The sequence below is a fragment of the Caballeronia sp. genome, from assembly GCF_049581465.1.
Classification (GTDB): domain Bacteria; phylum Pseudomonadota; class Gammaproteobacteria; order Burkholderiales; family Burkholderiaceae; genus Caballeronia.
The window spans coordinates 1-2,602 of sequence record NZ_JBAUSA010000841.1 but is presented as its reverse complement, the minus strand read 5'-3'; the positions used below and the strand labels follow the sequence as shown (position 1 = coordinate 2,602).

At 56.6% G+C, this 2,602-nt stretch carries 3 protein-coding genes; all 3 read right to left on the bottom strand.

Annotated features, from left to right (window positions below; translation table 11 throughout):
- A partial coding sequence (locus WCA53_RS20650) for an ATP-binding cassette domain-containing protein (RefSeq protein WP_423915011.1) occupies positions 1-954 on the bottom strand: 954 nt, incomplete at its 3' end.
- Between the two features lie 84 nt (positions 955-1,038).
- Positions 1,039-1,995, bottom strand: a complete 957-nt coding sequence (locus WCA53_RS20645) for an arabinose ABC transporter substrate-binding protein (protein WP_423915013.1) — start codon at positions 1,993-1,995, stop codon at positions 1,039-1,041.
- A 139-nt stretch (positions 1,996-2,134) separates the two neighbouring features.
- Positions 2,135-2,602, bottom strand: a 468-nt coding sequence (locus WCA53_RS20640) for an SDR family NAD(P)-dependent oxidoreductase (RefSeq protein ID WP_423915009.1), incomplete at its 5' end; no start/stop codon positions are given.

Sequence of the window (2,602 nt, the reverse complement as noted above, 5' to 3'; positions counted from 1 at the left end):
GCGCACAGGTTTCCCATCGAGACAAACCATGCCGTGATCCTTCGCTCGGGACCCATAGATCAGATGCATCAATTCACTCCGACCTGCTCCGACGAGCCCGAAGAACCCGACGATCTCTCCTCGCCGCACCTGAAAAGCGGCCGGCTCTGTCAAAGGCCTCCCGACAAGCTTGCTCACCGATAGCCGCACCTCACCCGTTTCACGGGGGGTGTAGTTGTATATATCGGCAATCTCACGGCCTACCATTTCGTTCACCAGCGTTGAACGTGACACATCCTTGAGACTGGGGTGCGAGGCAATCTTCCGCCCGTCGCGGAAGATCGTGCAGGTATCGCAAAGCTCGTAAATCTCGTCCATCCGGTGTGAGATATAGATCAACGCACACTGGTTGCGTTTTAACTGGCGCACCAGCTTGAAAAGTATTTCTGTCTCGCTGTGGGACAGCGAACTCGTCGGTTCATCGAAGGCGATGATTCGTGCGTCGCGCATCAACGCTTTGCAGATTTCAACCATTTGACGCTGCGCAATCGACAGCTTGCGAAGCTTGGCAGCGGGGTCGAGATCTACGCCCATCGATTCCAGCCGTTCGCGCGTGAAACACATCGCGCTTGACTTTCGGAACCATCCGCTGGAGCTGGGAAGCTGGCCCAGCAGAAGATTTTCCGCAACGGTCAAATCAGGAACGTATTGAAGTTCCTGATGGATAACAGCGACGCCCGCACCAATCGAAGCGGCGGCGCTCCCAAAGCGCACTTCCTTGCCGTCGATCCGAATCTGCCCCGAATCTGGCTGATACTCGCCACCCAGTATCTTCAGAACCGTAGACTTTCCCGCGCCGTTCTCACCCATCAGGCCATGGACCTCTCCGGCTTCGACATCGAATGACACGCCGGCGAGCGCTCGTACTCCAGGAAATACCTTACCTACGCTATCGAAACTCAACATCGACGACACGGCGCCTCCGATTGATCTTTATCCTAAAGGCGTGCAAAGGAAAACTGCTGCGCACTGCACGTCATAACCGGGCGTCACTAAATGTCACTTGGCAGCCGTGAGGCCCAGCTTCTCGCGGACTTGGTTGGCATCGGCGCGAGTTGCAAGTGCGCCGCTCGTCAGCGTGAGCAGAGGGGGTTCCTTACCAGTTTTGATCCATTCATAGACGAGTTCGGATGTCTCCTGACCATGGCGTTTCGGGCTGATGATGACGGTCCCGAAAAAGCCGGTTGGTGCGGGTTTCTTGAATTCGTTGAGCGCTGAATCGGACCCTCCGACGCCAACGCCGATCATGTTTTGCGTGTTGATTCCGCGTCCTTCGGCAGCGCGCACTGCGCCGAGGACTGCCTCATCATTCAGGCCAAAGGCAACCCAGTGCTTGAATTGCGGATTTTTTGTCAGCGCGATGTTAGCGGCGTTGAACGCGTTCTCGGTGTCGGTCTTGGCCTCCGGAGCGTTAATCACGTTTGCGCGCGGCAAACCTGCGGCAACCAGAGCTTCAGCCGCGGACGCAGTACGATCGTGCGAGGTCGGCAGTTGATCAAAACTCACATTGATGGCGCCGACTTCTTTCAGATCCCAGCCGCGTCGCTTCGCCTCACTCGCAATACTTTCGCCGACCTGCTTGCCGATGTTGGATGCGGAGATGCCCATGTAAGGAACCGATTCGATTGGCTTGCCTGCACCGTCGACAAGACGGTCGTCAACGGTCATCATCTTGAGTCCGTCTGCCTTTGCCTTCGCAACGATCCCAGGACCCAGCTTGACGTCAGGCGTGCAGATGACAAACCCTTGAGCCTTTTGAGCTGACAGGTTGTCGATGGCGCTCATCACTTTCTCGCCGGATTGGGCCGCTATTTTTACCAGCGTAAAGCCCTTTTCCTTCGCTGCAATTTCCGCGAACTTCCATTCGTCCTGAAACCACGGCTCTTCAGGTTGCTTGACGACAAAGCCGATCTTGATCGGTTCACTCGCTGTTACCGTTGAAGCATTGATTAGCATTCCTATGCTTAGTGTCGTAAGGGCAATCAGATTAATGCGTTTCATTGCTGTCTCCTACCAGTTTGTCAAAGAGATGCTGTTTGACCGCGTTGTTTTTATCTGGCCCGCGCGCCGCGGACATTGCGGGGCCTTTCTCCTGTCAGACGGCTGTCCAGCCGCCGTCGATCTTCAGCGTTGCGCCGGTAATCATCTCCGCGGCCCTTGATGCGAGAAATACCACTGGATCGGCGACATTCTCGGGCTCGCCAATCTGCCGAAGCGGTATGCGCGCAAGCAACGACTTGAGCGACGCATCGTCCTCCAGCCAGCCTTTTGTGCTGTCGGTACGAATGAAGGTGGGCGCTACGGCATTCACGCGGATATGGTGCTTCGCCCACTCGACGGCAAGACACTGCGTCATATGAATCATGGCGGCTTTGGTCATGCAATAGATCGGTTCGCCTTCCAGCGCGACCAGTCCCGCCTGCGATGCAATATTGATGATCACACCGCGCTCGCGCACGGCCATGCCGCGGGCCGCCGCCTGGGAAGCAAAGAATGCGCCCTTGACGTTCAGGTCGAACATCGAATCGTAGTCCGCGACGTTGACGTCCATTGCGGCGGCGGG

What these genes read in the sequence shown, in the direction of transcription:
- WCA53_RS20645 (WP_423915013.1), bottom strand. Translation starts at nt 1,995, where the DNA reads ATGCTAATCAATGCTTCAACGGTAACAGCGAGTGAACCGATCAAGATC.